Source organism: Candidatus Zixiibacteriota bacterium (genome assembly GCA_026397505.1).
Classification (GTDB): Bacteria; Zixibacteria; MSB-5A5; order GN15; family PGXB01; genus JAPLUR01.
Genome location: JAPLUR010000143.1, coordinates 1 through 3,954 on the forward strand (window position 1 = coordinate 1; position 3,954 = coordinate 3,954).

The following is a 3,954-nucleotide window of genomic DNA, read 5'->3' on the forward strand; positions in this document are numbered from 1 at the left end:
GTGTGTCCTGATTTCGTTCCGTGCCGCATCGGCGTCATCCCAGCAATATTTATTGCTCCCGGTGATTTGAGATGACTGTGGCACCGCCAGAAGGTAATTCCTCTGAAGCACAGGTTTCTCCCAATACGCGTTGAACTGGGCGGCGTTATCAAATCGCCAGTGAAGAGTCATAAAAAGAGGAATTTCACTATCAAGGGAAAATTTTGCCGGATGGCATATCTGACACTCCGGCCGGGACTTTCTGCGCGCCTCGGAATATATCTCTTCACATCGTTTCATTACATCCCGAAACCCAGGCTCATTTCTGATATTATCGAAATCAGTTTCCCCCTGAAGCATCTTAGGCCCCCACCAGACACCACTTTTCAGCCCCTCGGCCAGACATTTGATCGCTTCCTCTTTCCGCCCCAGCAGAGAATGGAAACAGGCAATCCAGAAAATAGTATCCCAGGGCCTTTCCGGGAATCTCTTTTCGGCCTCCCGTGCCTGCTCAAGAGCCAGGGCGTATTCACGCTGATGGTACAGGTCGAAGACTTTCTGGGCATAAACCTGAAAATTCTCTTCGGCCATAAATAGTCCCTTGCGATAAAGGCTGCTAAAGTGTGGCTTCGAATCCGGCTTTCTTGACTGCGGCTATCAGCTGTTCGGTGGCTGGCCTGGTATCGCCAAACTCCACTATGGCGGACTTGGAGGCCAAATGTATCTCGGCCGATTTCACTCCCGAAACGCTTTTCAGGGCATTTTTCACCTTCATAACACAGCCGTCGCATTTCATGCCGGTAACTTTCAGCACGATTCTGTCTTCACTCATATATTCTCATCTCCCTGCGAGAAATTGTCTTAGCGCGTTGAAATCTTTATCGTCGGAAACCGAATAGTTGTAGTTAATATATTGAATTTTGCCGTCCGGCCCAACCAGAAACACCGACCGTTTCAGAGTGCCGCTCTTTTCGTTATAGACACCCATCTTCTTCCCGAATTCACGCGTCTGGTCGCCCAGAAGCATGAAACCAAAATTCTGGTTTTTGGCCCACTCGTGAAGAGTGAAAACATAATCGCCCGAGACGGCCAGAATCTCCACATTCAGTTTCTGCAGTTCCGAAAAAGCATCACGGAAAGTGCACATCTCTTTGGTGCAGCCGGGCGACCAGGCCGCCGGGAAAAAAGCTATCAGGTACCGTTTCCCCTTCAGCGCCTCCGAGCCGATCCCCTCCATGACAAGAGTATCTTTGGTGGCGTAGGGAAGCTTGAACTGCGGAATGAGGTCGCCGACCTTGAACGGTTCCCCCGTCTGGGCAAGGACAACCCCCGAAAGAGGGATTATCATGGCCAGAATATTGAAAATCAATAATCGGATAAGAATTCCTGCCTTTCTGATATTATAAAGATTATAAACAGCCCCGGCAGGCGGCGGTTCCCTTACAGCGTGACCGATTGATCGAGCGAGGGTATCATGCAGTCCCAGTGTTTCTCTGATATCAGATGTATCGCCATCGCCTCGGCCTGCGAAATTTCGCCGTGAGTCACAAAGACTTTGCGCGGCTTGGTCTTATACGGCTCCAGCCAGTGCAGGATTTCATAATAGTCGGCGTGCCCCGAAAGCCCCTGCAAGGTAACAATCTTCGCCCTCACCGGCACCATCGTCTTGTGAATGTAGGCCACTTTTTCGCCGTCCATCAACTTTCGTCCCAGTGTTCCCTCGGCCATAAACCCGACCAGCACGACAATCACGTTAGGATCGGGCAGGCGGTTGAGCATATGGTGCAGTATCCGCCCGCCGGAGAGCATCCCGCTGGCCGAGATGATAATCGCCGGCCCGCGCAGACGGTTAAGCAGTTTCGACTCGTTCCGGTCGCGATGAAAATAAACATTGCGTCCGTTGAGAAGCTCCTCATGGGTGGCATCATTATCATCGAGCATTCTATACGAACGGTACTTCTTGTAGATATCGGTGGCGGTGATCGCCATCGGCGAATCGACATGAATGTCAATCGAGGGTATCAGCTTATGCTTGATAAGATGATTCACGATATAGATAATCTGCTGGGTGCGCCCGACCGCAAAGGCGGGAATCAATAAGATCGTTTTCCGGGCTATTGTCTCATTGATAAGATTGATGAACTCAAAATCCGGATCCTCCGGGGGATGAATTCTTCCCCCGTATGTCGATTCGCAAACCAGATAGTCGCAATTGGGCGGTTCCGAGGGGTCGCTGGTCAGAAAATTGCCGTACCGCCCGATATCGCCCGAGAAAAATATCGAGGTAGTTTTCCCCTCGTCTTTCAGCTCCATCTCGATTCCGGCGGCCCCCAGAATATGTCCGGCATCATGATACCGAAACCGAACCCCCTCGCCAAGCTCGGTCCAGAGATCGTATGCCACGCCGTAGAACTGCTTGATTGTCTCCACGGCATCCTCAGTGGTGAATAATGGTAGCGCCACCGGGTGGCGCGTCAGTTTGTTCTTGTTGCGGTACTCGGCATCTTCCTCCTGAAGATGCGCCGTATCCATAAGCGATATTGCGCCGATATCGACCGTCGGCGCGGTGGCAAAGATTTTCCCCTCGTACCCCTGTTTGACAAGGCGCGGCAGATACCCGATATGGTCGATATGGCCGTGGGTGACAACGACCGCATCCAGTTCGGACGGTTTGAACGGCGGCGGATTCCAGTTGCGCAGGCGAAGTTCCCGCGGCCCCTGGAACATGCCGCAGTCGATCAGGATTTTCTTGCCGTTGACATTAAGAAGGTATTTGGAGCCGGTGACTGTCCGGGCGGCCCCATGAAACGAAAGTTGTATGGCCAAAACCTGTTACCTCTCAAATCATATTTCTCTTCCTCCTCAAATTAACCCCGTTACGCCGATTAAGCAATGAAATAAACCAAAACCCGGGGTGGCCGGCCCTTACCGCGCCGTCGGGAACCCATTCCCGACGGAATGTTCAGTGTGCCGTGGGCGGCCGATGTCCACATCGGCCCCAGCGTCCGCGGGTGCCCCACCTCCTCTCTTTGATGTCATTCTGGCGAAAGTCAGAATCCAGATTCCGTGCCCGGCACACGTCCTCGTGTGCCGCTCTTACCGCGCCGTCAGGAGTCTCTCCTGACGGAACTGTAAATCTTCACCTCTTTTCGCAGTAAAGAGAAAATATATTGGTCATGAAATTTGCCATTCAGATAATAGTAATCGCGGAGCCTGCCTTCTTTCTGGAAACCAACTCTCTCCAGAAGTCGGATACAAGGATTATTATTGACATATACAATGGCTTCAATCCGATTCAGTTTCATACGCTCGAACCCGTTCCGGATTGCCGCTTGTAAGGCTTCGATCATATAGCCCCGCCCCCAATAATCGGGACTCAAATCGCATCCGATCTCGGCCCGCATACATTGTTGATCCCACCTGTGAAAACCGCAGGTACCGATGAGCCGACCATCTTCCTTATTTATGATTCCCCAACGATTCTCGGTCTTTCCCTGGGGGCCAAGATAGAACCGAATAAGATCCCCGGCCTGGCCGCAATCTGAAGGTGGTTCATCCATTGTATATTGTGTTACCTTCGGATCAGTCAGGAGCCGAAAGAAGAAATCAACATCTTCAACCGCAAGCGGTCTCAACTTCAATCGAGCAGTTTCCAAAGACGGAAAATAATCATAATTGAGCTCATTATTCATAAATCCAATCTTGGCTGCTTACGCCTTCTCATAAAAAATAAAATTTTGCCCAAAATATTGTATTGCTTCCCATTCAGCAAGCGATTTTAGTGCGCCGTCATTCCCCCTCTTGTCATGCTGGACTTGATCCAGTTGTAGGGCAGAACCCCAGACGAAGGGGAGTGTTGAAAAACCCTACTTTTATAGATTAGGGATGGCCGCTGACCTTATTCGGTTGATGGCATGGGAATTCTTTCGGAATGGTCTTATATAGTCCCAGAAGGCGGCCAAGACGTGCATTATG

At 51.0% G+C, this 3,954-nt stretch carries 5 protein-coding genes; all 5 read right to left on the bottom strand.

Annotated elements, in window-relative coordinates:
• A partial coding sequence (locus tag NT002_14435; GenBank protein ID MCX6830461.1) for a hypothetical protein occupies window positions 1-570 on the bottom strand: 570 nt, incomplete at its 3' end.
• 25 nt (window positions 571-595) lie between these two features.
• Window positions 596-811, bottom strand: coding sequence for a heavy metal-associated domain-containing protein (locus NT002_14440; protein ID MCX6830462.1), 216 nt, complete (start codon window positions 809-811; stop codon window positions 596-598).
• Window positions 812-817: 6 nt separating this feature from the next.
• Complete coding sequence (locus NT002_14445) at window positions 818-1,348, bottom strand: redoxin domain-containing protein (GenBank protein MCX6830463.1); 531 nt, start codon at window positions 1,346-1,348, stop codon at window positions 818-820.
• Window positions 1,349-1,419: 71 nt separating this feature from the next.
• Complete coding sequence (locus NT002_14450) at window positions 1,420-2,805, bottom strand: MBL fold metallo-hydrolase (protein ID MCX6830464.1); 1,386 nt, start codon at window positions 2,803-2,805, stop codon at window positions 1,420-1,422.
• A gap of 281 nt (window positions 2,806-3,086) precedes the next feature.
• A complete protein-coding gene (locus NT002_14455) occupies window positions 3,087-3,620 on the bottom strand; it encodes a GNAT family protein (protein ID MCX6830465.1) in 534 nt (177 codons plus the stop codon).
• Window positions 3,621-3,954 lie beyond the last annotated feature (334 nt).